Source organism: Ferrovibrio sp. GW821-FHT12F09 (assembly GCF_058806775.1).
In genome coordinates, this window is record NZ_JBXAPZ010000003.1 from 233,758 (window position 1) to 255,684 (window position 21,927).

A 21,927-nucleotide genomic window follows, 5' to 3' on the forward strand; every position below is an offset into this window, starting at 1 on the left:
CATGAGCATCGTGGATCGTCTGCGCGATGCCGTGATGGCCGCCTTCGTGGCGGCTGTGCTCGCGCTGCCCCTGGTTGGCTTTGAAACCGTCGATACCGGCGGCCCGCTCGGCATCAAGACTCGGTTCGACTGGATTGCCTATGCCGCCATCGCGGTGTTTATCGGCCGTTTCGGGTTGCGATATGCGCTTGACTGGCGCCGGCGCTATCGCGAGGAGCTGGCGCCAGCAGACGCAGTCACCCGCAAGTCCCTGCTCAGCGACCTTGGCCGCAAAGCCGATAAATGGCTGATGCCGGTGCTGATCGGTTTCGCGGTTATCCTGCCGTTCCTGCCATTTGCCAGTCGCACCGTGGTAGACCTCGCAACCGTGGTGCTGATCTATGTGATGCTGGGCTGGGGCCTGAACATCGTTGTCGGTCTCGCAGGTCTTCTGGATCTTGGCTATGTCGCCTTCTACGCGGTGGGCGCCTATACCTATGCCTTGCTGTCGCAGCATTTCGGTTTCAGCTTCTGGACCAGCCTGCCGCTCGCCGGTCTGTTTGCCGCCAGCTTCGGTGTTGTGCTTGGATTCCCGGTGCTGCGCCTGCGCGGCGATTATCTGGCGATCGTTACGCTGGGCTTCGGTGAGATCATCCGCATCGTGCTGCTGAACTGGCAGCCAGTCACCGGCGGCCCGAATGGCATCAGCGGCATTCAGCGCCCGTCCTTCTTCGGCATTCCCTTCACCAATTCCCCGCCCGAAGGCGTGAAGGCCTTCCATGAGGTATTCGGACTGGAATTCGCCTCGGTGCACCGCATCATCTTTCTTTACTACGTGATCCTGGTGCTGGCGCTGATCACCAACCTGTTCACCATGCGCATCCGCAAACTGCCGGTCGGGCGCGCCTGGGAGGCGTTGCGCGAGGATGAGATCGCCTGCAAGGCGCTGGGCATCAACCCGACCAATACCAAGCTGACCGCCTTTGCCATCGGCGCCATGTTCGGTGGTTTTGCCGGCAGCTTCTTCGCCACGCGCCAGGGCTTCATCAGCCCGGAAAGTTTTACCTTTATCGAGTCTGCCGTGATCCTGGCCATTGTCGTGCTGGGTGGTATGGGCAGTCAGGCGGGCATTGTCCTGGCGGCGGCTTTCCTGACCTTGCTGCCGGAAATCGCCCGTGAATTCTCGCTGTTCCGCATGCTCGCCTTCGGCGCCGCCATGGTGCTGATCATGGTCTGGCGACCGCAGGGCCTGCTGTCGCATCGTGAACCGACCATCCGTCTGTCCAGGGCGGAGGCAAAGTCATGAGCGAGCCGCTCCTGAAGGTCGAGCATCTGACCATGCGCTTTGGCGGTCTGATCGCCGTCAACGATGTGTCTTTCGATGCCAAGCCGGGGGAAATCACAGCGATCATCGGGCCGAACGGCGCCGGCAAGACCACGGTGTTCAACTGCATCGCGGGTTTCTATAAACCCACCATCGGCAGATTGCTGCTGAACAATAACGGCACGCCGTTTCACCTGGAACGCATGCCGGGCAATGACATTGCCGGCAAGGCACGTGTGGCCCGCACCTTCCAGAATATCCGCCTGTTCCCCAAGATGACGGTGCTGGAAAACCTGATTGTCGCCCAGCACAACAAGCTGATGCGCGCTTCGGGATTCACGCTGCTCGGACTTGTGGGCTGGCCCGGTTATGCGAAGGCCGAAGCAGCAGCCGTCGATCAGGCGCGCTACTGGCTGGACCGCACCAGCCTGACGGCCATGGCGGATGAAGAGGCTGGCAGCCTGCCCTATGGCGGTCAGCGTCGCCTGGAGATTGCCCGGGCGATGTGCACGGAACCGGTGCTGCTCTGTCTGGACGAACCGGCCGCCGGATTGAACCCGCGGGAGTCAGCAGAGCTGAATGCATTGTTGCGTTTCATCCGCGATGAACACAAATGCGGCGTGCTGCTGATCGAGCATGACATGAGTGTGGTGATGCAGATTTCCGATCATGTCGTGGTGCTGGATTACGGCAAAAAGATCGCGGATGGCTCGCCGGAAGCGGTACGCAACGATCCGAACGTGATCCGGGCCTATCTGGGCGAACCGGAAGATGATGCGGCATCGGCCAAGGGAGCGGCCTGATGCTGAAAGTCTCTGGCCTGCACACCTATTACGGCGCGGTGCATGCCCTGAAGGGCGTGGACATCGAAGTGGGGAAGGGCGAGATCGTCGCTCTGATCGGCGCCAACGGTGCCGGCAAGTCGACTTTGCTGATGAGCCTCTGTGGCAACCCGAAGCCCCGGCATGGTTCTGTGCTGATGGCTGGCGAAGACATCACGGGCATCGCGACGCATCTGCTGGTTCGGCGTGGTCTGGCGCATGCGCCGGAAGGCCGCCGCATTTTTCCGCGCATGACCGTGCTGGAAAATCTGCGGATGGGTGCCGTTGCCTGCGACCCGACATACTTCAACAGCGATCTCGAGCGCGTCTTCGCATTATTCCCGCGCCTGAAGGAGCGCCGCGAACAACGTGGCGGCACGCTGTCGGGCGGCGAACAGCAGATGCTCGCCATCGGCCGAGCCCTGATGAGCCGGCCGCAACTGCTGTTGCTTGATGAACCCTCGCTCGGCCTGGCGCCGCTGGTGGTGAAACAGATTTTCAACATTATCGAAGCCGTCAATCGCGACGGCATGACCGTGTTGCTGGTCGAGCAGAATGCTTATCACGCGCTGAAGCTGGCACACCGTGGCTATGTGCTGGTCAATGGTCGCATCACGATGAGTGGCAGTGGTGCTGACCTATTGGCCAACGAACAGATCCGCGCCGCCTATCTGGAAGGAGGCCACTGATGCTGGCGGCTATCCTGGGCGAGAGTCCCACAGTCTTTTTTGGCCTGACCGTTATCCTGGTGGGCGGTTGCGCCTTCATGATGGGGCAGGCGATCGCCAGCACCTGGCGGTCTTATTGGCAGATTTTGCCCTACAGCCTGATCATGGGGGCGGCGAACCGGTTTTTGGCCTTTGCACTGTTCAAGGAGCAGTTGCTGGCGGTCATCCCCTATCTGGTCGGCGTGGCCGTCGTCTGGGCATTGGCAAGCCTGGGATACCGGCTTACCCAGGTTGACCTGATGGTTCACCAGTATCCATGGCTTTACGAGCGTTCCGGCCTGCTCGGATGGCGTGAAAAGCAGGGGACACCCTAGGTTGTTGCCCAGACCCGCCGGACTGATCTAGACTTTCATCCAGCGTTTCAAAACAGGGAGAGGATATCATGCGTAAACTTATGACTGGTTTGGCTGTTGTTGCTGCGGTCGGCATGTTTGCCGGCGCCGCCTCGGCCCAGATCAAGATCGCGCTGAATGGCCCGATCACCGGCCAGCTCGCCAGCTTCGGCGAACAGATGAAGCGCGGCGCCGAGATGGCGGTTGCCGATCTCAACGCCGCCGGTGGTGTCAATGGCCAGAAGATCCAACTGGTCATCGGCGATGACCAGTGCGACCCGAAGCAGGCCGTTGCGGTTGCGAACCGCGCGGCGCAGGAAAAGGTCGCTGTCGTAATCGGCCATTTCTGCTCGGGTTCTTCGATCCCGGCTTCGGATGTCTACAAGGAAGAGGGCATCCTGCAGATCACCCCGGCCTCGACCAACCCGACCTTCACCGAGCGCAAGTACACCAACGTCTTCCGCGTCTGCGGCCGCGATGACCAGCAGGGTATCGTCGCCGGCGACTACATCATGGACAAGTTCAAGGGCAAGAAGGTTGCCATCATCCATGACAAGACCGCCTACGGCAAAGGCCTGGCCGACGAGACCAAGAAGCGCCTGAACAGCAAGGGCGTGACCGAAGCCATGTATGAGGCGATCTCGCCCGGCGAAAAGGATTACTCGGCCCTGATCTCGAAGATGAAGCAGGCCGGCGTCGAGCTGATCTATCTCGGTGGCTATCATCCGGAAGGCGGCCTGATCGTGCGTCAGGCCAAGGAGCAGGGCCTGAATGCCCCGCTCATGGGTGGCGACGCCCTGGTCGACAAGCAGTTCTGGGCGATCTCGGGCCCGGCCGGTGAGGGCTCGCTGATGACCTTCGACGCCGATCCGCGCAAGAACCCGGTGGCCAAGCCGCTGGTCGACAAGTTCAAGGCGCAGGGCTACGACCCGGAAGGCTACACCCTGTACACCTATGCTGCCGTGCAGGTCTGGGCCCAGGCGTCCACGACGGCGAAGTCGGTGAAGACGGCTGACGTCGAAAAGGCGATGCGGGCGGGCAAGTTCAGCACCGTGCTGAACGAAATCTCGTTTGACGCCAAGGGCGACACCACCTCGCCGGCCTACAAGGTCTATGTCTGGAAGAACGGCTCCTACGACTACGTGAACTGAGCCTCTTCATTTGAGAGGCAGGAGGGCCCGGCGCGCGAGTGCCGGGCTTCTTTTTTGCCGGAAATTCAGTATTTGTTCTCGTTTGCGCCGGCCTAATCCCGCCGGCAGCTTAAGCATTTCCCTTGGTGGTAGGGTTGGCACCAGCCACCGGATATTGTAGGGTCCGGCCCGTCTTCCCCGAGGTGTGCTGCCCATGTCCAAGCCCACGGTCGCTCTTGCCGCCGATCATGCCGGTTTTGAATTGAAAAACCTGCTGCGCGATGAGCTGAAGGCCCAGGGTTATGGTGTGCTCGACCTCGGCACCAATTCCTCCGACAGTGTCGATTATCCCGATTTCGGCCGTAAGCTGGGCGAGACCGTCGCCGGGGGCCAGGCCCAGTTCGGGATTGCCGTCTGTGGCAGTGGTATCGGCATCTCGATTGCCGCCAACCGTATTCCCGGCTGTCGTGCCGCCCTGTGCAGCGACAGCCTGATGGCGCGCCTGTCGCGCCAGCACAACGACGCGAATGTTCTGGCGCTCGGCGCCCGCCTCATCGGCCCCGATACAGCGCGCGATTGCCTGAAAGCTTTTCTTGAGACCGGCTTCGAAGGTGGCCGGCACCAGCGCCGCGTCGACAAGCTCGGTACCGCTGCCTAATCCCATTCAGACGCCCAGAAATCCGGAGTAAGCCGATGTCCAGCACCGCCGCCAAGCCCACCGTCACCCATGCCGGCTTTTTCCAGCGCAGCCTGCAGGAAGCCGATCAGGCCCTCTACAAGTCGGTGACTGACGAGCTTGAGCGCCAGCAGACACAGATCGAGCTGATCGCCTCGGAGAACATTGTCAGCCGTGCCGTGCTCGAAGCGCAGGGCTCGGTGATGACCAACAAGTATGCCGAGGGTTATCCGGGCAAGCGTTATTACAACGGCTGCGAATTCGTCGATGTTGCCGAGACCTTGGCCATTGAGCGTGCCAAGCAGCTGTTCGGCTGCAACTTCGCCAATGTGCAACCGCATTCTGGCGCGCAGGCGAACCAGGCCGTGTTCATGGCCGTGCTGAAGCCGGGCGACACCTTCATGGGTCTCGACCTCGCCGCCGGCGGCCATCTCACCCATGGTGCCGCGGCCAACCAGTCCGGCAAGTGGTTCAACGTTGTCAGCTACACCGTGCGCAAGGAAGACCAGCGCATCGACATGGACCAGGTGGCCAGGCTGGCGCAGGAGCACAAGCCGAAGCTGATCATCGCCGGCGGCTCCGCCTATCCGCGCTTCTGGGACTTTGTGCGTTTCCGCGAAATCGCCGACAGCATCGGCGCGCTGTTCATGGTCGACATGGCGCATTTCGCCGGCCTGGTCGCGGGTGGCACGCATCCGAGCCCGTTCCCGCATGCGCATTTCGCCACCACCACCACGCATAAGACCCTGCGTGGTCCGCGCGGTGGCATGGTGCTGACCAATGACGAGGCGCTGGCCAAGAAGATCAACTCGGCCGTTTTCCCGGGCCTGCAGGGTGGCCCGCTGATGCATGTGATCGCTGCCAAGGCCGTGGCCTTCGGCGAAGCGCTGACCCCGGAGTTCAAGTCCTATGCCCAGGCTGTGGTCGATAACGCCAAGGCGATGGCGTCGGCGCTGCAGGAGCGCGGTTATGACCTCGTGTCCGGCGGCACCGATAATCACCTGATGCTGATCGACCTGCGGTCGAAGGGCCTGAAGGGCAATGTCTGCGTCGAAAGTCTGGAGCGAGCCCGGATCACCACCAACAAGAACGGCGTGCCGTTCGACACCGAGAAGCCGACGGTGACGTCAGGTATCCGCGTGGGCAGCCCGGCTGGCACCACGCGTGGCTTCGGTGTGGCCGAATTTCGCCAGATCGGCAACCTGATTGCCGATGTGCTGGATGGCCTTGCCAAGCAGACCAATGATAATTCCGATGTGGAAAAGGCTGTGGCTGAGAAGGTGGCGGCGCTCTGCACCCGCTTCCCGATCTACTGATCAAGCCAGTTTAGGGCGGGGGAAACCGAACAATGCGTTGTCCGTTTTGCGGCAATGACGACACCCAGGTGAAGGACTCACGGCCGACCGAAGACAATTCGGCGATCCGTCGTCGTCGCTTCTGCCCGAATTGCGGTGCGCGTTTCACGACATTCGAACGCATTCAGTTGCGTGAGCTGACTGTGATCAAGAAGAACGGACTGAAGGCGCCGTTTGACCGCGACAAGCTCGCTCGCTCGATCATGATCGCCACCCGCAAGCGACCGATCGATCCCGATCGCATCGAGCGTCTGATCAACGGCATTGTCCGTCGACTGGAAAGCTCGGGAGAGACCGAGATCAAGTCGGACATGATCGGCGAGCTGGTGATGGACGGCCTGGCGGCACTGGACAAGGTCGCCTATGTCCGCTTCGCCTCGGTCTATCGTAACTTCCGCGAAGCCAAGGATTTCGAGGAATTCATCGGATCGCTCGCCGGACCGGGCAGCGACGATGACTGACAGGGCTGCCGCCGCCCGCGACGAGCGCTACATGCGCATCGCGCTGGGGCTGGCGGCGCGCGGGCTGGGCAATACCTGGCCCAACCCTGCGGTCGGCTGTGTTCTGGTTAAGGATGACCGCATCGTCGGACGCGGCTGGACGCAGGTTGGCGGCCGGCCTCATGCTGAAACTCAGGCTCTGCTGCAGGCCGGAGACGCAGCGCGCAGGGCCACCGCTTACGTCACGCTTGAACCCTGCAGCCATCATGGCCGCACGCCACCCTGCGCCGATGCATTGTCCGCTGCCGGAATTGCGCGCTGCGTCGCTGCGCTGGAAGACCCCGACAGTCGTGTTGCCGGCCGCGGGATTGCCGCCCTGCGCGAGGCCGGAGTCCAGGTCGATGTCGGCTGTCTTGCCGAGGCCGCGTCAGATCTCAATGCCGGTTTCCTGATCCATCGCGAGCGCGGCCGGCCGGCCGTGACCCTGAAGCTGGCGGTCAGTCTGGATGGACGGATTGGCACGCATAGCGGCGACAGCAAATGGATCACCAGTCCGGTGGCGCGCATGCGCGCGCATCTGCTGCGGGCGCAGCACGATGCCATCATGGTCGGCAGTAATACCGCCCTGCAGGATGATCCGGATCTGACCTGCCGGCTGCCGGGCCTGCCCAGGCGCCCCGGTATTCGTGTCATCCTGGATGGCCGGTTGCGGCTCAGCCTGACCGCCAAGGTGGTGACGACGGCAAAGCAGGTGCCGACCTGGATCGTGACCCGCGAGGATGCCGATCCGACCCGTCGCGAAGCGTTTGAGGATTGCGGTGTGGACGTCTTGGCTGTCCCGGCCGACAGCGCCGGTTTTCCCGATCTGACGCCGGCCCTGACCATGCTGGGCGAGCGCGGGATTACCCGCATCCTGGTTGAAGGCGGCGGCAAGCTGGCTGCCAGCCTGATCCGGGCCGATCTGGTCGACCGTATGATCTGGTTCCGGTCCCCCAGCGTGATTGGCGGGGACGGATTGCCGGCGATTGCCGGTTTCGGCATCGATACCGTAGCGGAAGCGCCGCGCTGGCAGCGGGTCCGGGCCGATATTCTGGGTGACGACCTGCTGGAAACCTTCGTCCGCCCCAACTAAAACAGGGTCATGTTTACTGGCATCATCACCGATATCGGCACCGTCATCGCCCGCGAAACCCGCGGCGATACCCATTTCCGCATCCGCACCGTCTACGACACCGGCACGATCGCCATCGGGGCCTCGATTGCCTGCGCCGGTGTCTGCCTGACCGTGGTTCAGAAGGCAGCCGACTGGTTCGCCGTGGATGTGTCGGCCGAAACTCTGTCGCGCACCACGCTGGGCAACTGGCGCGATGGTGCGCCGGTAAATCTGGAACGCAGCCTGAAAGTCGGTGACGAACTGGGCGGCCACATCGTCTCGGGCCATATCGACGGTGTTGGCGATGTCACGTCAGTCCGGCCGGAAGGCGAGTCCCTGCGCATCGATTTCCGGGCGCCGGATGGCCTGGCCGGTTTCATCGCCGAGAAGGGTTCGATCACCATCGACGGCGCCTCGCTGACCGTAAATGGCGTCGAAGGGGCAGTCTTCGGCGTGAACCTGATCCCGCATACCCAGCAGGTCACCACGCTTGGCAAGCTGAAAGCCGGCGACAAGGTCAATCTGGAAATCGATGTGCTGGCGCGCTACGTGGCGCGACTGCAGCAATGGGGTAAGGCGTCGTGAACAGCATGGACGATATCAAGCGCTATATCGCCTCTTCGGAAGACATCATTGAAGAGGCCCGCCAGGGCCGCATGGTGATCCTGGTCGATGAGGAGGATCGCGAGAACGAAGGCGATCTTTATATCCCGGCGGAAATGGCCGACGCCGCCGCCATCAACTTCATGGCCAAATACGGCCGTGGCCTGATCTGCCTGACGCTGACCCGCCAGCGCATCGAACAGCTGGGTCTGCCGCTGATGGCGCAGAACAATGCCTCGCGACATCAGACGGCCTTCACGGTTTCTATTGAAGCGCGCGAGGGCGTCACCACCGGCATCTCGGCGGCTGACCGTGCGCAGACCATCGCGGTTGCCATTGATCCCGGCAAGGGCCCCCAGGATATCGCTGTACCGGGTCACATCTTCCCGCTGATGGCGCGGGATGGCGGTACGCTGGTGCGCGCCGGCCATACCGAAGCCGGCGTCGATATCGCCCGGCTAGCCGGCCTCAATCCTTCGGGCGTGATCTGCGAGATCATGAATGACGACGGCACCATGGCGCGCCTGCCGGATCTGGTCTCGTTCGCCCAGCACCACAATCTGAAGATCGGGACCATCGCCGATCTGATCGCCTATCGTCGCCGCCATGACAACCTGATCCAGAAGGTGGTCGAGGGCGAGATCGACAGTGTCTGGGGCGGCAAGTTCCGCATGCTGGTCTATCGCAACCGGGTGGAATATGCCGAGCATATTGCCCTGGTGAAAGGCGATGTCAGCGATGGCAAGCCGGTCCTCGTGCGCATGCATGCCATGAATGTGCTGGAAGACGTGCTTGGCGATCATGGTGCCCGCTCGGGGCTGCTGCATGGCGCCATGCAGATGATCGGCGAGGCGGATCGTGGTGTGGTGGTGCTGATCCGCGAACCCCGGCCGACGGCTCTGTCCGACAAGGTTCGCCAGAAGATGGGGGAAGCAGTTGAAAATTCAGCGCAACTCCGGGATTATGGCATCGGGGCACAGATCCTGATCGATCTGGGGGTGAAAGACATGATCGTTCTATCCAATACGGAACGCACCATTGTCGGACTGGAAGGTTACGGCCTCTCGGTTGTCGAAACCCGCCGCATCAAGACTGGCAGGGAGATCTGAATATGGTGGCGCGTAAGCCGGCTGCGAAAAAGGCAGTGAAGAAGAAGTCTGCCAAGACGCAGACCTTCTCGAAGAGCAAGACCCAGATGATGGGGGACCTGACGCTTGAAATCCGCAAGCCGCGGGTTTTGATCGTCGAGGCGCGCTTCTATGAGGATATTGCCGATGCCCTGTTCGAGGGCGCCAAGGCAATCATCGAGGCCTCTGATTTCGAATACGACCGGATCGATGTCCCGGGTGCACTGGAACTGCCGGCAGCGATCCGCTTCGCCATGAACCGCAAGGGCGAACGCGCCTATGACGGTTACGTGGCGCTGGGCTGTGTCATCCGTGGCGAGACCGCGCATTTCGACGTGGTCGTCAATGAAAGCGCCCGGGGCCTGCAGCAGCTCGCCATCGAGCATCAGCTCTGCATCGGCAATGGCATCATCACGGTTGAAAACGAAGAGCAGGCCTGGGATCGCGCCCGCAAGGATCGTCAGGACAAGGGTGGCCAGGCCGCGCTGGCGGCGGTCGCCATGATCGGCCTGAAGCAGCTGTTCTCGGTATGAGCGAGGGCGGGCAGCGCCGGGGAACACGCAACGACCGACCTGCCGGACGCCGGTCGGTCGCGCGACTGTTCGCGGTGCAGGCCCTCTACGAGATCGAGTTCGGCGGCGGCAATCCGGAAGCGGTGATCGTCGACTTCAAAACGCATCGCCAGTCCGAAGAGATCGAAGGCGTGCAGATGCGCGAGGCGGATGCCGACTGGTTTTCCGAAATCGTGCGTGGCGTATCGCGGCGCGGCGATGAAATCGATGGCATTATCAAGGACGCCATGCCGCGCGCCGATGCTCTCGACCGCATGGAAGCCATTCTGCGCGATGCGCTGCGCTGTGCGGCCTATGAAATTCTGGCGCGTATCGATGTTCCTGCTGCCACCGTGATCGACGAGTATATCGGTATCGTGCGCGCCTTCTTCGGTCCACGCGAGATCAAGCTGGCCAACGGCGTGATCGATGCCGTGGCGCGCAAACTGCGCCCCGGCGAATTCCCGGCCTGAGGCGAGCATGGCCGGGCCGGGCCTCGGCGAATTCGATCTGATTGCCCGGTATCTGGCACCCCTGAGCCGTGGCGCCGCCGGCAGCTTCAACCTGACAGATGATGCCGCCACGATCGCCGTGCCCGAAGGTGCGGAACTGGTCGTGACCAGCGATGCCATGGTCGAAGGCATTCATTTTCTGGCCCGGGACGGGGCCGAACGGATCGCGCGTAAGCTGTTGCGGGTAAATCTCTCCGATCTGGCCGCCAAGGGGGCTGCCCCGCTCGGTTATCAGCTGGTGCTGGGGCTGCCGGCTGTGGACGAAGCCTGGCTGTCCTCCTTCGTTGCCGGCCTCGCGCAAGAGCAGAAGATATTCGGCATCGTGCTGCATGGCGGCGACACCGTGCGCAGTCCTGGCGGCATCCTGCTGAGCGTGACGGCCTTCGGACATCTGCCGGCTGGCAGCATGATCCGCCGTGGCGGCGCGCAGGCCGGCGATGATCTGTATGTCACGGGCAGCATTGGCGATGCCGCGCTCGGCCTGGAAGTGAAGCTGAATCACCGGCTGTTTTCATCCGCCGCAATGATGGTGTTCGATTCCCGTCTGCATCTGCCGGCACCGCGCGTCGCTTTCGGCCAGAGCATGCGCGGGCTGGTTCATGCTGCCATGGATGTCTCCGACGGCCTTGTGCAGGATACCGGCCATATTGCCGCGGCCAGCGGTCTGCAGGCGGTGATCGAGGCCGCTGCGGTGCCGTTGTCGCTGGCGACGAAGCAGGCGGTGCTGGACGACCCCGACCTGCTGTCGGTGGTGCTGACGGGTGGCGACGACTATGAATTGCTGTTTACGGCGCCGCCGGCCCGCGCAGATCAGATTCGCAGCCTGTCCCGGGCAGCCGGACTGGCGGTTACCCGTATCGGCTCCATGACGGCCGGGGCAGGGGTGACGGTGCTGGGCCCGGATGGGCACCCGCTGACGCTCGCTCAAGGCGGCTTCCAGCATTTCGGGACTGGGGTAGACTAGACGGGGATTCGACTGGAAGGCGACATTTGCGCAAGGTTGCTCTGATTGTTATCGCCGTCGTGGTGCTGCTGACTCTGGCTGGCGGCGGCGCGGCTGTTTATTTCATGGTGCTGGCGCCAAAGCCGCAGCAGGAGTCGACCGCCGATCCGAACGATCCGCCGCCACCGGCGCCGGTCAAGCGCCCGGCCTTCATTCCCCTGGAGCCGTTCAGCGTCTATGTGCATCCCGAAGGCCAGAAGCCGCGCGAGATCATGGTGATCCTGCATCTGGAGGTGCCGCCGGATAATGTGCCGCTGGTCAATGACAGGATGCACCTGCTGCGGGATCGCTATATCCGCGAACTGCTGAAAGGCGATCCGGTTGAGGTGCCGTCGCGGTTCACGGCCAAGGACCTGTTCGATATCCGCGACCGCCTGCGCACGCCGACAGAAGAAGTTTTTGGCAAGGGCGTGGTGACGCAGGTCCTGCTTCTGAATATTATTGGCCAGCTGAAATAAGTAGAATCGGCCCGTCCGCCTCCTCATGAACACTCTCTCGCCGGCCGCTGCCAAGCGGAACGTCTTCATTCTTGCCGCCTGTATGGCTCTGGCCAATTCGGCTGTGACGCTGCAGGTCACGCTGGGCGGGCTGGTCGGCCATATGCTGGTCGAAGACAAGGCGCTGGCCACCCTGCCTGTCACCTTCGTGGTGGGCGGCACGGCAGCAGCCACCATTCCGGCTTCGCTGCTGATGCGTCGGATAGGGCGCCGGCAGGGTTTCATGATCGGCTGTCTGATCGGCATCATTGGCTCGCTGATTGCAGCCTATGGCCTCTATTCGGCCCATTTCTGGACCTTCTGCCTGGGCACCTTCATTTTTGGCGGGTCCAGCGCCTTTGTGCAGCTGTATCGTTTCGCCGCCGCCGATATCGCGCCGCAGGCGATGAAAAGCCGGGCGATATCCTGGGTCATGGTCGGCGGCCTGGTGGCGGCGTTCCTGGGGCCGGAGATCGCCAAGCATACCCGCGAATTGCTGTCGCCCCATCTGTTTCTCGCTTCGTATCTGGCCGCGGCCATTCTGCCGGTCTTCGTTCTCGCCATCCTGACGACGGTGAATATCCCGGCGCCGACCGTGAACGAGATCCGGGAAGAGGGGCGCCCGCTGGCCGAAATCATACGCCAGCCGACCTTTGTGGTGGCGGCTCTGGCCGGCATGTTCGGCTATGGCGTGATGAACCTGCTGATGACCGCAACACCGCTGGCCATGCAGATTTGCGCGCATCCCTTCGCCGCGGCCGCCACCGTGATCCAGTGGCATGTCTTCGGCATGTTCTTCCCTAGTTTCTTCACCGGCAATCTGATCGCCCGCTTCGGCGCCCTGCGGATCATCATCACCGGGGCCGTGCTCAATGTGATCTGCATCGCCATCGCTCTCAGCGGCGTCGAGGTCCTGCATTTCCAGCTGGCCCTGCTGTTGCTTGGGGTGGGCTGGAATTTCATGTATATCGGTGGCACCGCCCTGCTGACCGAGGTCTACCGTCCGGCCGAGCGCAACAAGACCCAGGCGCTCAACGACTTTCTGGTCTTCGGTACGGTCGCCCTGGCCTCCCTGGGGTCGGGCAAACTGCTGTATCACTGGGGCTGGGACTTCGTGCCCCTGTCGGCCCTGCCGTTCGTTCTGATGGCCGCCCTGGCCGCCATCTGGCTGATGCTGCAGAAGCGCCGCGCCAGCCTGCCGGCATAACCTGCGGAAACATATGTCTTATTGCGCCCTAAGCGCTTCTCTGGCATAACGAATCCGGTCTGCCCCGCCACGAGTCTGGGGCCAATAATGGTAGCAGTCGCAGTACCCCGTCGGGCCGCACTGCCCGGTCGGGTAAGTCTCGATTACATAATCTGAGGAACGAAGGGAAACGCTCATGACGGAGTTGTGGTTCGCCATCGCCTGCGGCGGTTTGGCGTTGTTGTACGGCATCTGGACCTCACGGTCGGTGCTGGCTGAATCTGCAGGCAATGCGCGCATGCAGGAAATTGCTGCGGCGATCCAGGAAGGCGCATCCGCCTACCTCAATCGGCAGTATCGCACCATTGGCATTGTCGGCATCGTGGTTGCAATCATCCTGGCCTTCACGCTGGGCCTGAAGGTCGCCATCGGCTTTATCATCGGCGCCGTGCTGTCGGGCGCCGCAGGCTATATCGGCATGAACGTATCGGTCCGCGCCAACGTGCGCACGGCCGAAGGCGCGCGCAAGGGCATGGAGCATGCGCTGAGCATCGCCTTCAAGTCCGGCGCCGTCACCGGCATGCTGGTGGTGGGTCTCGCGCTGCTCGGCGTCGCGATCTACTACGTCGTGCTGCTGAAGATGGGCGCGCCGGTTCGTGAGATGGTCGACGCCCTGGTGGCGCTCGGCTTCGGCTCGTCGCTGATCTCGATCTTCGCCCGCCTGGGTGGCGGCATCTTCACCAAGGGCGCCGATGTCGGCGCCGACCTCGTCGGCAAGGTCGAGGCCGGTATCCCGGAAGATGACCCGCGCAATCCGGCGGTGATCGCCGACAACGTGGGCGACAATGTCGGCGACTGCGCCGGCATGGCTGCCGATCTGTTCGAGACCTATGCGGTGACCATCGTCGCCACCATGGTGCTCGCGTCGATCTACTTCGCCGCCGATGCCGCCCTGATGGCAAAGGTCATGGCCTATCCGCTGGTGATCGCAGGCGCCTGCATCATCACCTCGGTGATCGGGACGTACTTTGTCCGCCTCGGCAGCAGCCAGAATATCATGGGCGCGCTGTACAAGGGCCTGATCGTCACCGGTGTTCTGTCGGCGATCGCGCTCTGGCCGATCACCGATTACATGCTGGGCATGAAGACGACGATGACGGCGGGTACGGCAACCTTTACCGGTATGAGCCTGTTCTGGTGCGGCATCATTGGCTTGCTGGTGACGGCAGCCATCGTCTGGGCGACCGAATACTACACCAGTACGGAGTTCCGTCCGGTGCGTAGCGTCGCGCAGGCTTCGACCACGGGTCACGGCACCAACGTGATCCAGGGGCTGGCCATCTCGATGGAGGCGACGGCTGCGCCGGCGCTGTTCATCGTCGTCGGCATCATCACCACCCACATGCTGGCAGGCCTGTTCGGCATTGCCATCGCGGTGACGACCATGCTGGCCCTGGCCGGTATGGTTGTGGCGTTGGATGCCTATGGTCCGGTGACCGACAATGCCGGTGGCATTGCCGAAATGTCGGATCTTCCGAAGGATGTCCGCAAGACCACTGATGCACTCGATGCGGTCGGCAACACCACCAAGGCCGTGACCAAGGGCTATGCCATCGGTTCGGCCGGTTTCGGCTCGCTGGTGCTGTTCGCCTGTTACACCGAAGATCTGAAATACTTCTTCAAGGGTGTGACAATCGACTTCTCCCTGAGCAACCCGTATGTCGTGGTTGGCCTGCTGATCGGCGGTTTGCTGCCGTATCTGTTCGGCGCCATGGGCATGACGGCGGTCGGCCGTGCGGCCGGTTCGGTCGTCGTGGAAGTGCGGCGTCAGTTCAAGGAAATCCCCGGCATCATGGAAGGCACGGCGAAGCCTGATTACTCCAAGGCTGTCGACCTGCTGACCAAGGCAGCGATCAAGGAAATGATCGTGCCCAGCCTGCTGCCGGTGCTCAGCCCGATCGTGCTGTACTTCATCATCAACCTGATTGCCGGCCAGGCCGCGGCCTTTGCCGCTGTCGGTGCCATGCTGCTGGGTGTGATCGTAACAGGTATCTTCGTTGCCATCTCGATGACGGCAGGCGGCGGTGCTTGGGACAATGCCAAGAAGTACATTGAGGAAGGCCATCATGGTGGCAAAGGTTCGGATGCCCACAAGGCAGCCGTGACCGGCGACACCGTCGGCGACCCCTACAAGGATACGGCCGGTCCGGCGGTCAATCCGCTGATCAAGATCACCAACATCGTTGCGCTTCTGTTGCTCGCCATCCTGGCGCATAGCTGATCGCAACATCGGACAGGTAAGGAGAAAGGCCGGGGCAACCCGGCCTTTTTTTTGTCCGCGTCAGACCGTCATCGCGACGGCGCTGATCGCCAGCAGGGCAGCGATCTCGGTCACCTGCTGCGTGGCCCCGAGTACATCGCCGGTATGGCCGCCGATCTGGCGCCAGGCCAGCAGGGCGATGCCCAGCGCCAGCAGGGTGGCGGCGCCCAGCACGAAGGCAAAGGCAAAACCCGGCAGCAGGATGACGGCCAGTGCGGCCGAGATCGCCGTGGCAACCAGCACCGACGGCAGCGGGACGGTACCGCTGGTTGCAGCCAGTCCATCGCTGCGGGCCGCCGGCAGTGCATACCAGACAAAGGCCATGGCTGCCCGGGACACCGCGCCTGCCGTAACCAGTGCAATGATAATGGCACTGGTATGGCTGACGGTCTCGTCCATCTCGTCGGTTACCGACAGCAGGTTGGTCGCCAGCTCCTGCAGCGCTGTGAAGCGCAGGCCGAAGGCCAGCAGCAAGGCCACGACGCCGTAAGTGCCGATGCGACTGTCGCGCATGATCGCCAGTTTATGGTTGCGGTCGCGGCCGCCGCCGAAACCGTCGGCCGTGTCGGCCAGGCCATCTTCGTGAAGGGCACCGGTGACCAGCACCTGCCAGGCGATCGCCAGCAGGGCGGCACTGGCGATGCCAAGGCTGAGCCGGTTGGCGATCAGGAAGATGACGCCACCGCCCAGGCCGACCAGGACTCCCACCAGGGGAAAGATCCAGGCCGCGCGTGCGACATCCGTCCCCATCGGCTGACTGCCGCGTGGCATGGGCAGCCGGGTGAGCAGCATCAGGGCGAGCCTGAGGTCGCCGAACCAGCGCTGGCGGCTGCTGGGTTGTTGAGACGGGGCGGCGGGGTCTGGATCAGACATGGTTCGTTGCGATTAAGAGTTTCGTGGCTTATAGCACGCAGGCAACAGGACGCGAAGCGGGGCCAGGCTGACAAAACCATGACCGAATCATTCCGGGACTTTGCGGCCATCCGCGCTGTTGTGCAGAACCTGCCGTTGCCCGATGCGACGGCCGTATCCGTTGCGCGGCAGCGGGACGCGGAGTTGACCAAGCCTGCCGGCGCGCTGGCGCGGCTGGAGGACTGCATCCTGCATCTGGCGGGCTGGCAGCGTTGCAGTACGCCCCGGCTTGAGCAGGTGCGCATTCTGATCTTCGCTGGCAATCATGGGGTGGCCGCCCGCGGCGTCTCGGCCTATCCCGCCGATGTCACCGTGCAGATGGTTGCCAATTTCGAAAACGGCGGCGCGGCGATCAATCAGCTGGCCAAACTCCATGGCGCGAGTCTGTCGGTGACGGCCCTGGATCTTGAAAATCCGACGGCCGACTTCACCATAGCGCCGGCGATGAGCGAGGCGGATTGCCTGCGGGCGATCAACCGTGGCGTCGAGGCTGCGTCTGCTGCCGAAGCCGATCTGTTGATTCTCGGTGAGATGGGGATCGGCAATACCACTGTGGCAGCGGCTCTGGCTGCAGCGCTGTATGGTGGCGATGCGGCAAGCTGGGTCGGACCTGGCACGGGCGTCACCGGCCCGGCGCTTGTGCACAAGATTGCTGCCGTTGATGCCGCGCTGAAATTCCATGGTGAAGCGCTGCAAGACCCGCTGGAAGCGCTGCGTCGGGTTGGTGGTCGTGAATTGGCGGCCCTGTTCGGTGCGCTGCTTGCTGCACGACTGCGCGGAATACCCGTTCTGCTCGACGGATTTGTCGTCGGTGCTGCCGCGGCGGTTCTGGGGCGTTTATCCGACGCGGGGCTGGCGCATTGCCTTGCCGGCCATGTCTCGGCCGAGCCTGGCCACCGCCGCCTGCTGAATGTGCTGGGACAGGTGCCGTTGCTCGATCTCGGTATGCGGTTGGGTGAGGGATCGGGCGCGGCTGTTGCGCTCGGCGTTCTGAAAGCGGCGGTTGCCTGTCACGCTGGCATGGCCACCTTTGCCGAGGCCCAGGTCAGCAGTCGCCGTTAGCGACCGACGCCCGAGGTTGGCGCTGCCGTACTGGAATTGAAGCGGCCAAGATTGCCGAACAGCTGCTCCAGGAACGTCATCTCCTTGCCGCGGGTCGGCGTTTCGCGATCGACGAAGGCGATCTGCTTGCCGTCCTTCAGGCCATAGCGCTTGATCTCTTTGACGCGATTGTCCTTGTCGAAGGAAATCGCCAGCACCTGCTGATCGATCAGTTCCGGCGCAAGGAAGGCAACCGTCTCGGTTTCGCTGGAGATGTAATAGTAGGTGGTGCCCCAGTCGGGGAATGTGGAGATCGTGGACGGCGAGCCGAGCAGGGCGCCAACCTGCGCTTCCGTGCTGGTGCCTACGGCGACCAGCTTCAGCTTGTCTTCGTCGATGGCGGTGCCGCGATAATCCTGTCGCGGCGCGCAGGCCGTGATTGCCAGGAGCAGCAGGGCGACAAAGGCCGTTCCGTAAAGACGTATCGACATGGCTGAAGACTCGCTATAACGCGGGCCGCATATTATCTTCACCGGCCCCGAAACGCAAACGACCGCGGTCCCACCCCGTGATTTGCAAAGCGCGTGCAGATGCTTAATCGACTTATCTCATTCTTCAACAAAAGCCCGGCCAGCGATGGGGCCATAGCCCTGTACCGGCAGATCGTCCAGCAGGCGCGGCAGCCGGACTTCTACCTGCGCCATGCGGTTCCCGACAGTCTGGATGGCCGCTTCGACATGATCGTCATGCATGCGTTCCTCACCATGCGTCGGCTGAAGCGGATTGCCGATCCGGCCGCCCAGAGGTTGAGCCAGCAGCTGTTCGACCTGTTGTTCGCCGATATGGACAGCAACCTCCGTGAAATCGGGGTCGGCGACCTGGGCGTGGGCAAGCGGGTGAAGAAAATGGCGCAGGCCTTCTATGGCCGCGCGGAAGCCTATGAAACCGGCCTCACGGCCGAGGACAGGCAGGTGCTGGCCGAGGCACTGGGCCGCAATCTCTACGGCACGGTCCAGGCCCCGGCCGCCGCAATGGCGGCAATGGCCGATTATCTCTACCGCGCCGATCGGGCCCTGACCGCCCAGCCGGACGCGGAGATTCTCTCCGGAAAGCCGGCTTTTCCAGAAATTATATAGCTTTGGCAAATGCTTAACGGGCAGTTGACCGACTGGCCGCTTGCTCTTATGGTCCGCCGCCTTGATGGCCGGGCATGAATCGGGCCGGTCGGAAGAGGGTTTGCCGTGTCGAAAGACGGGATTGGCAAGGAATTCAGCCATATCGTCGACCTCGATCGGGTAGGTCCGCAGGGCCTGCCGGTCAGGCTCGAAGCTGACGAAGCAGCCTGCCGGGCTCTGGCCCAGCGGATGCAGATTCCGGCGGTACTGGCCTTGAAGGCCGAGCTCCGGGTTTTGCCCGAGCCGGGACTGCAGGGTCACTACCGGCTGAAGGGACGGCTGGACGCCGAGGTGGAGCAGACCTGCATCGCCTCGCTGGAGCCGGTTCGGCAGCAAATCAGCGAGGCTTTTCAGCGGCTGTTCGCTCCGGCGGTCAGTCTGAAGCCGGCAGCGGCGCTGGCCGATGACGAAGCGGAGCTGCTGGACCCCGATGCCGAAGATCCGGCCGATCCGATCACGGATGGTCAGGTCGATATTGGCGAGGTGGTGGCCGAGGAACTGGCCCTGTCACTGGATCCCTATCCGCGTAAATCGGATGCGGATCTGCCGGCAGGGTACAAGCCGGATGCGGATGTCGGGGCGAAAGTCAGCCCCTTCGCCGTCCTGGCAAAGCTGAAAAAGGATTGAGGCGAAAGAGCTTGGTCCCCGGGCGCGCCGAGAGTATATAGGCGGGGATTTTGGGGCAGGCGGATCGCGACCGCCGCCCAGGCATTACTGAGAGAGACTGTATCATGGCTGTTCCGAAGAAGAAGAAGTCCAAGTCGAAGCGCGACATGGGTCGTTCGCATCACGCGCTTGCCCCGACCACTCATATGGAGTGCTCGAATTGCGGCGAGCTGAAGCGCCCCCATCACGTCTGCGGCGCTTGCGGCCATTACGATGGCCGTGAAGTGGTGGCCAAGACGGCCGCTGCCTGAATCTGATGCTGAACGGTTAAGGGCAACGGTGTGACCGCGGCCTTTACCATCGCGCTCGATGCCATGGGGGGAGATCATGCCCCCGATATGGTCATCAAGGGCGCCGCAGCCATTCTGCCGCGATTTCCGCAGGTCAAGTTCCTTCTGTTCGGCGATGCCGCACGGATAGAACCTCTGCTGCGCCAATTTCCGGCGCTGAAGGACCGTTGCGAGCTACGCCATACCGCCGAGAAGGTGGGCAGCGAAGACAAGCCGAGCCAGGCCCTGCGCCGTGGCCGCAACACCAGCATGCGTCTTGCCATCGACACGGTGGCAAGTGGTGAAGCCCAAGCCATCGTATCGGCCGGCAATACCGGTGCGCTGATGGCGATGGCGAAGTTCGTGCTGCGCATGTTGCCCGGTATCGAACGGCCTGCGATTGCCTCCTTCCTGCCGACCATGAAGGGCGAGACCGTTGTGCTCGACCTCGGCGCCAATGTGGAATGTGATGCGCGCAACCTGGTGCAGTTCGCTGTCATGGGCGCCAACCTTGCACACTCAGCACTTGGCCGGCATCGCCCGCGCGTGGGCCTGCTCAATGTCGGCGTCGAAGAGCTGAAGGGCCACGACGAAGTGCGCGGCGCCGCCGAGCTGCTGCGCAATGTCGCCAATCCGCCGTTCGAATTCGTTGGCTTCGTCGAGGGCGACGACATCACCAAAGGCGAGACCGATGTGATCGTCACCGACGGTTTCACCGGCAATATCGCGCTCAAGACCGCAGAAGGCACCGCAAAGCTGATGGCCACGCTGCTGCGCGCGGCGTTCCAGCGCTCGCTTCTGACCAAGCTGGGGTATCTGCTGGCGCGGTCAGGCCTTGCCATGCTGCGCGACCGCATGGATCCACGCTTTTACAACGGCGGCGTGCTGCTCGGTCTGAACGGCATCGCGGTCAAAAGCCACGGCGGTACCGATGATGTCGGTTTCGCGGCGGCACTGGAAGTTGCCATCGATATGGCGCAGGATCGCCTGATCGATCGCATCAAGGCAGACTTCTCAGGCGCCTTTGCGGAATCGCTGGCGGCGCAGACCGCCCAGAACGAACAACAAGTGGCGAGTGCGGGGATATAATGATTCGCTCTGTCGTGGCGGGAGTTGGCAGTTACCTGCCGGAGCGGATATTGACCAATGCCGATCTTGCCAAGATGGTCGACACCACGGATGAGTGGATCGTCGAGCGCACCGGAATCAAACAGCGCCATATCGCCGCCGAGGGCGAGAAGACCTCCGACCTCGCCCTGAAGGCGGCCGAGGCTGCGCTGAAGCATGCCGGCCTCACGGCGCAGGATGTTGACCTGATCGTACTGGCCACCGCGACGCCAGACGAAACCTTCCCGGCGACGGCATGCCGTGTCCAGGCCGCGCTTGGCATGACGAAGGGCTTTGCCTTCGACGTGCAGGCGGTCTGCTCGGGTTTCATCTATGCGCTCGCCACCGCCGACAACTTCATCAAGGCCGGGCAGGTCAAAACCGCTGTCGTCATCGGGGCTGAAACCTTTTCGCGCATCATCGACTGGACCGACCGCACCACCTGCGTGCTGTTCGCCGATGGCGCCGGCGCGCTGGTGCTGAAAGCGGAAGAGTCTGCCGGCACCAACGAAGATCGCGGCGTGCTGACCACGCATCTGCATTCCGACGGTCGCCATCATGACCTGCTCTATGTCGATGGCGGCCCGTCCAGCACCCAGACCACCGGCCATCTGCGCATGCTGGGCAAGGAAGTGTTCCGCCATGCGGTGGTCAATCTCGCCGATGTGGTGAAGGAAACGCTCGCCGCCGTCGACATGAAGACCGAGCAGATCGACTGGCTGGTGCCGCACCAGGCCAACAAACGGATCATTGACGGCACCGCCCGCAAGCTCGGCCTGAGCACCGACAAGGTGGTGCTGACGGTCGACCGCCATGGCAACACCTCGGCCGCCTCGGTGCCGCTGGCCCTGGCTGAAGCCGCCCATGACGGCCGTATCAAGCGCGGCGATGTGCTGCTGCTGGAGGCCATGGGCGGCGGTTTCACCTGGGGCAGCGCCCTGGTCCGCTGGTAATTTCATTTCAAAGTAGCAATACCCGGCCCAAGGCCCCGATTCGACACGGCTCTTCGGCCAAGGTCTTGTTGACGCCTGCTTGGGCTTA

Annotated in this window: 25 protein-coding genes; 23 read left to right on the plus strand and 2 right to left on the minus strand. The window is 62.8% G+C overall.

Features of this window, described 5'->3' with window-relative positions; translation table 11 throughout:
• Position 1: 1 nt before the first annotated feature.
• The 17 genes from livM (at position 2) to AC1ROB_RS21480 (ending at position 15,677) form a co-directional block, all read left to right on the plus strand.
• Positions 2-1,285: a high-affinity branched-chain amino acid ABC transporter permease LivM gene (gene livM / locus AC1ROB_RS21400; RefSeq protein WP_492973043.1), complete on the plus strand. Its 1,284-nt coding sequence runs from the start codon at positions 2-4 to the stop codon at positions 1,283-1,285.
• Positions 1,282-2,106: an ABC transporter ATP-binding protein gene (locus AC1ROB_RS21405; protein WP_492973042.1), complete on the plus strand. Its 825-nt coding sequence runs from the start codon at positions 1,282-1,284 to the stop codon at positions 2,104-2,106. The genes livM and AC1ROB_RS21405 overlap by 4 nt, the downstream gene beginning before the upstream one ends.
• Positions 2,106-2,813, plus strand: a complete 708-nt coding sequence (locus AC1ROB_RS21410; RefSeq protein ID WP_492973041.1) for an ABC transporter ATP-binding protein — start codon at positions 2,106-2,108, stop codon at positions 2,811-2,813. Before AC1ROB_RS21405 ends, AC1ROB_RS21410 begins: the two co-directional genes overlap by 1 nt.
• Entirely contained in the window at positions 2,813-3,166 is a 354-nt protein-coding gene (locus AC1ROB_RS21415) for a DUF6867 family protein (RefSeq protein WP_492973040.1), read from the plus strand. Before AC1ROB_RS21410 ends, AC1ROB_RS21415 begins: the two co-directional genes overlap by 1 nt.
• 68 nt (positions 3,167-3,234) lie before the next feature.
• Positions 3,235-4,335: a branched-chain amino acid ABC transporter substrate-binding protein gene (locus tag AC1ROB_RS21420; RefSeq protein WP_492973039.1), complete on the plus strand. Its 1,101-nt coding sequence runs from the start codon at positions 3,235-3,237 to the stop codon at positions 4,333-4,335.
• A gap of 193 nt (positions 4,336-4,528) precedes the next feature.
• The gene (rpiB, locus tag AC1ROB_RS21425) at positions 4,529-4,972 is read left to right on the plus strand and encodes a ribose 5-phosphate isomerase B (RefSeq protein WP_492973038.1); all 444 of its coding nucleotides are present in this window, start codon (positions 4,529-4,531) and stop codon (positions 4,970-4,972) included.
• A gap of 35 nt (positions 4,973-5,007) precedes the next feature.
• Positions 5,008-6,306, plus strand: a complete 1,299-nt coding sequence (gene glyA / locus AC1ROB_RS21430; RefSeq protein WP_492973037.1) for a serine hydroxymethyltransferase — start codon at positions 5,008-5,010, stop codon at positions 6,304-6,306.
• Between the two features lie 32 nt (positions 6,307-6,338).
• Positions 6,339-6,806, plus strand: coding sequence for a transcriptional regulator NrdR (gene nrdR / locus AC1ROB_RS21435; protein ID WP_492973036.1), 468 nt, complete (start codon positions 6,339-6,341; stop codon positions 6,804-6,806).
• A complete protein-coding gene (gene ribD / locus AC1ROB_RS21440) occupies positions 6,799-7,917 on the plus strand; it encodes a bifunctional diaminohydroxyphosphoribosylaminopyrimidine deaminase/5-amino-6-(5-phosphoribosylamino)uracil reductase RibD (RefSeq protein WP_492973035.1) in 1,119 nt (372 codons plus the stop codon). Before nrdR ends, ribD begins: the two co-directional genes overlap by 8 nt.
• A gap of 9 nt (positions 7,918-7,926) precedes the next feature.
• Positions 7,927-8,523, plus strand: a complete 597-nt coding sequence (locus AC1ROB_RS21445) for a riboflavin synthase (RefSeq protein ID WP_492973034.1) — start codon at positions 7,927-7,929, stop codon at positions 8,521-8,523.
• 5 nt (positions 8,524-8,528) lie between these two features.
• Positions 8,529-9,650 (plus strand): 3,4-dihydroxy-2-butanone-4-phosphate synthase, encoded by a 1,122-nt coding sequence (ribB, locus tag AC1ROB_RS21450; RefSeq protein WP_492973033.1) that lies wholly within the window; start codon positions 8,529-8,531, stop codon positions 9,648-9,650.
• Between the two features lie 2 nt (positions 9,651-9,652).
• A complete protein-coding gene (locus AC1ROB_RS21455; protein WP_492973032.1) occupies positions 9,653-10,201 on the plus strand; it encodes a 6,7-dimethyl-8-ribityllumazine synthase in 549 nt (182 codons plus the stop codon).
• On the plus strand, positions 10,198-10,692 hold the full coding sequence (gene nusB / locus AC1ROB_RS21460; RefSeq protein ID WP_492973031.1) for a transcription antitermination factor NusB: 495 nt from the start codon (positions 10,198-10,200) through the stop codon (positions 10,690-10,692). Before AC1ROB_RS21455 ends, nusB begins: the two co-directional genes overlap by 4 nt.
• Positions 10,693-10,699: 7 nt before the next feature.
• On the plus strand, positions 10,700-11,695 hold the full coding sequence (gene thiL, locus AC1ROB_RS21465; RefSeq protein ID WP_492973030.1) for a thiamine-phosphate kinase: 996 nt from the start codon (positions 10,700-10,702) through the stop codon (positions 11,693-11,695).
• A 26-nt stretch (positions 11,696-11,721) separates the two neighbouring features.
• Entirely contained in the window at positions 11,722-12,192 is a 471-nt protein-coding gene (locus AC1ROB_RS21470; RefSeq protein ID WP_492973029.1) for a hypothetical protein, read from the plus strand.
• A gap of 25 nt (positions 12,193-12,217) precedes the next feature.
• Positions 12,218-13,417 (plus strand): MFS transporter, encoded by a 1,200-nt coding sequence (locus AC1ROB_RS21475; protein WP_492973028.1) that lies wholly within the window; start codon positions 12,218-12,220, stop codon positions 13,415-13,417.
• A gap of 175 nt (positions 13,418-13,592) precedes the next feature.
• A complete protein-coding gene (locus AC1ROB_RS21480; protein ID WP_492973027.1) occupies positions 13,593-15,677 on the plus strand; it encodes a sodium-translocating pyrophosphatase in 2,085 nt (694 codons plus the stop codon).
• A gap of 60 nt (positions 15,678-15,737) precedes the next feature.
• On the opposite strand, the gene cobS is transcribed toward AC1ROB_RS21480, so the two are convergent.
• Positions 15,738-16,589 (minus strand): adenosylcobinamide-GDP ribazoletransferase, encoded by an 852-nt coding sequence (gene cobS / locus AC1ROB_RS21485; protein WP_492973026.1) that lies wholly within the window; start codon positions 16,587-16,589, stop codon positions 15,738-15,740.
• Positions 16,590-16,667: 78 nt separating this feature from the next.
• Here cobS and cobT point away from each other — a divergent pair, with 78 nt between their 5' ends.
• The gene (gene cobT, locus AC1ROB_RS21490) at positions 16,668-17,690 is read left to right on the plus strand and encodes a nicotinate-nucleotide--dimethylbenzimidazole phosphoribosyltransferase (protein WP_492973025.1); all 1,023 of its coding nucleotides are present in this window, start codon (positions 16,668-16,670) and stop codon (positions 17,688-17,690) included.
• Here cobT and AC1ROB_RS21495 read toward each other — a convergent pair.
• Complete coding sequence (locus tag AC1ROB_RS21495; RefSeq protein WP_492973024.1) at positions 17,687-18,160, minus strand: outer membrane protein assembly factor BamE; 474 nt, start codon at positions 18,158-18,160, stop codon at positions 17,687-17,689. The two genes, cobT and AC1ROB_RS21495, sit on opposite strands and share 4 nt — an antisense overlap.
• A gap of 99 nt (positions 18,161-18,259) precedes the next feature.
• Here AC1ROB_RS21495 and AC1ROB_RS21500 point away from each other — a divergent pair, with 99 nt between their 5' ends.
• The 5 genes from AC1ROB_RS21500 to AC1ROB_RS21520 all read left to right on the plus strand — a co-directional run bounded on the left by AC1ROB_RS21500 (position 18,260) and on the right by AC1ROB_RS21520 (position 21,839).
• Entirely contained in the window at positions 18,260-18,805 is a 546-nt protein-coding gene (locus AC1ROB_RS21500) for a ubiquinol-cytochrome C chaperone family protein (protein ID WP_492973023.1), read from the plus strand.
• 105 nt (positions 18,806-18,910) lie between these two features.
• Complete coding sequence (locus AC1ROB_RS21505; RefSeq protein WP_492973022.1) at positions 18,911-19,471, plus strand: YceD family protein; 561 nt, start codon at positions 18,911-18,913, stop codon at positions 19,469-19,471.
• A gap of 104 nt (positions 19,472-19,575) precedes the next feature.
• The gene (gene rpmF, locus AC1ROB_RS21510) at positions 19,576-19,761 is read left to right on the plus strand and encodes a 50S ribosomal protein L32 (RefSeq protein WP_492973021.1); all 186 of its coding nucleotides are present in this window, start codon (positions 19,576-19,578) and stop codon (positions 19,759-19,761) included.
• A gap of 30 nt (positions 19,762-19,791) precedes the next feature.
• Positions 19,792-20,868, plus strand: coding sequence for a phosphate acyltransferase PlsX (gene plsX, locus AC1ROB_RS21515; RefSeq protein WP_492973020.1), 1,077 nt, complete (start codon positions 19,792-19,794; stop codon positions 20,866-20,868).
• On the plus strand, positions 20,865-21,839 hold the full coding sequence (locus AC1ROB_RS21520; protein ID WP_492973285.1) for a beta-ketoacyl-ACP synthase III: 975 nt from the start codon (positions 20,865-20,867) through the stop codon (positions 21,837-21,839). Before plsX ends, AC1ROB_RS21520 begins: the two co-directional genes overlap by 4 nt.
• The last annotated feature ends 88 nt before the right edge of the window (positions 21,840-21,927 follow it).

Bases quoted from the DNA above. Each gene is read 5' to 3' on its own strand.
- livM (WP_492973043.1), top strand. From the start codon at position 2: ATGAGCATCGTGGATCGTCTGCGCGATGCCGTGATGGCCGCCTTCGTG.
- AC1ROB_RS21405 (WP_492973042.1), top strand. From the start codon at position 1,282: ATGAGCGAGCCGCTCCTGAAGGTCGAGCATCTGACCATGCGCTTTGGC.
- AC1ROB_RS21410 (WP_492973041.1), top strand. From the start codon at position 2,106: ATGCTGAAAGTCTCTGGCCTGCACACCTATTACGGCGCGGTGCATGCC.
- AC1ROB_RS21415 (WP_492973040.1), top strand. From the start codon at position 2,813: ATGCTGGCGGCTATCCTGGGCGAGAGTCCCACAGTCTTTTTTGGCCTG.
- AC1ROB_RS21420 (WP_492973039.1), top strand. From the start codon at position 3,235: ATGCGTAAACTTATGACTGGTTTGGCTGTTGTTGCTGCGGTCGGCATG.
- rpiB (WP_492973038.1), top strand. From the start codon at position 4,529: ATGTCCAAGCCCACGGTCGCTCTTGCCGCCGATCATGCCGGTTTTGAA.
- glyA (WP_492973037.1), top strand. From the start codon at position 5,008: ATGTCCAGCACCGCCGCCAAGCCCACCGTCACCCATGCCGGCTTTTTC.
- nrdR (WP_492973036.1), top strand. From the start codon at position 6,339: ATGCGTTGTCCGTTTTGCGGCAATGACGACACCCAGGTGAAGGACTCA.
- ribD (WP_492973035.1), top strand. From the start codon at position 6,799: ATGACTGACAGGGCTGCCGCCGCCCGCGACGAGCGCTACATGCGCATC.
- AC1ROB_RS21445 (WP_492973034.1), top strand. From the start codon at position 7,927: ATGTTTACTGGCATCATCACCGATATCGGCACCGTCATCGCCCGCGAA.
- ribB (WP_492973033.1), top strand. From the start codon at position 8,529: ATGGACGATATCAAGCGCTATATCGCCTCTTCGGAAGACATCATTGAA.
- AC1ROB_RS21455 (WP_492973032.1), top strand. From the start codon at position 9,653: ATGGTGGCGCGTAAGCCGGCTGCGAAAAAGGCAGTGAAGAAGAAGTCT.
- nusB (WP_492973031.1), top strand. From the start codon at position 10,198: ATGAGCGAGGGCGGGCAGCGCCGGGGAACACGCAACGACCGACCTGCC.
- thiL (WP_492973030.1), top strand. From the start codon at position 10,700: ATGGCCGGGCCGGGCCTCGGCGAATTCGATCTGATTGCCCGGTATCTG.
- AC1ROB_RS21475 (WP_492973028.1), top strand. From the start codon at position 12,218: ATGAACACTCTCTCGCCGGCCGCTGCCAAGCGGAACGTCTTCATTCTT.
- AC1ROB_RS21480 (WP_492973027.1), top strand. From the start codon at position 13,593: ATGACGGAGTTGTGGTTCGCCATCGCCTGCGGCGGTTTGGCGTTGTTG.
- cobS (WP_492973026.1), bottom strand. From the start codon at position 16,589: ATGTCTGATCCAGACCCCGCCGCCCCGTCTCAACAACCCAGCAGCCGC.
- cobT (WP_492973025.1), top strand. From the start codon at position 16,668: ATGACCGAATCATTCCGGGACTTTGCGGCCATCCGCGCTGTTGTGCAG.
- AC1ROB_RS21495 (WP_492973024.1), bottom strand. From the start codon at position 18,160: ATGTCGATACGTCTTTACGGAACGGCCTTTGTCGCCCTGCTGCTCCTG.
- AC1ROB_RS21500 (WP_492973023.1), top strand. From the start codon at position 18,260: ATGCTTAATCGACTTATCTCATTCTTCAACAAAAGCCCGGCCAGCGAT.
- rpmF (WP_492973021.1), top strand. From the start codon at position 19,576: ATGGCTGTTCCGAAGAAGAAGAAGTCCAAGTCGAAGCGCGACATGGGT.